Source organism: Salipiger sp. HF18, from assembly GCF_011806505.1.
Taxonomy (GTDB): Bacteria; Pseudomonadota; Alphaproteobacteria; order Rhodobacterales; family Rhodobacteraceae; genus Salipiger; species Salipiger thiooxidans.
Map to the genome: position 1 here is coordinate 1 of NZ_JAATOS010000790.1, position 1,217 is coordinate 1,217.

At 72.1% G+C, this 1,217-nt stretch carries 1 protein-coding gene; it reads right to left on the reverse strand.

The annotated features are described in order from the left end of the window. Positions 1-141 precede the first annotated feature (141 nt). Positions 142-1,215 carry an anhydro-N-acetylmuramic acid kinase gene (locus HC022_RS26955; protein WP_167454422.1) on the reverse strand — a complete coding sequence of 358 codons (1,074 nt, stop codon included), beginning with the start codon at positions 1,213-1,215 and terminating at the stop codon, positions 142-144. Between the last annotated feature and the right edge of the window lie 2 nt (positions 1,216-1,217).

Sequence of the window (1,217 nt, forward strand, 5' to 3'; positions counted from 1 at the left end):
TGACGCGGACTCCCCCGGGATATTTTTGGCCATTGGAAGACGAGGAGTGGTGCCGGTCTTCCGATGTTTCGCGGGGTGTCGGGCGCAGATGTGCAGGAGGCGCTCCGGCCGCGGGCACCGGGGGCGATCGCGTGCGGCGGTTCAGACCCGAGAGATCTGCCCGCCGCTCACCGCCGCCGCGACGCCGGTGGTGCCCGGCGCCGAGGTCGGCAGGCCGCGCAGCACCCGCACCGCGAGATAGGCGAAGGCCTGCGCCTCGAGCATGTCGCCATCGAGCCCCACGGACTCGACCGGCGCGACCTCGCAATCGAGCCCCGCCGCCAGCATTGCCATCATCACCGGGTTGTGGCGCCCGCCACCGGTGACCAGCACCCGCTCGGGCGGGCCTGGGCAATGCTCCATGCCCAGCATCACCGCGGTGGCGGCCATGGCGGTCATGGTCGCGGCGGCATCCGCGTCGGGGAGCCCGCGCACCAGATCCACCATCAGCGAGAAATCGTCCCGGTCCAGGGACTTGGGCGGCATCTTGCGGAAGTAGGCCTCTTCGAGGAAGAGTTCGAGCGCGCCGTCGACCACCGCGCCCTGTGCTGCCAGCCCGCCGTCGCGGTCGCAGTCGAGCCCCAGCCGCTCGGCCACGAGGTCGTTGAGCGGGGCGTTGGCGGGGCCGGTGTCGAAGGCGAGCAGCGCGCCTTCGTCTTCGGGCGCGGATTTCGAAGGGTTGATCCAGGTCAGGTTGCCGACGCCGCCGAGGTTCAGGAAGGCCACGGGCGCCGTGGCGCCGATCCATTTCGCGCAGGCGAAGTGGAAGAACGGCGCCAGCGGCGCGCCCTCACCGCCGAGCGCCACGTCTGCCGAGCGGAAATCCCAGACCACGTCGCGGCAGAGCGCTCTGGCCAGCGCATCGCCGTCGCCCAGCTGGTGCGTGCCCCGGCCGCGCGGCTCATGCGCCAGCGTCTGGCCGTGGAACCCGACCACCTCCGCCTGCGGAAAGCCCGCGAGCAGCTCTGCATGTGCGCCCTGCACCACCTCGAGTGCGGCCCCCGTGTCCTCGCCCGGCCAGCGCCCCAGCGCCGCCTTCAGCGCCGCCCGCTCCGACGCCGTGTAGGGCCGGTAGCCGCTTTCGCCGAAGGCCAGGATCTGCTGCCCGTCGGTCTGCACCAGTGCCGCGTCGACCCCGTCGAGTGATGTTCCCGACATCGCCCCGAGCGCCCACAGCG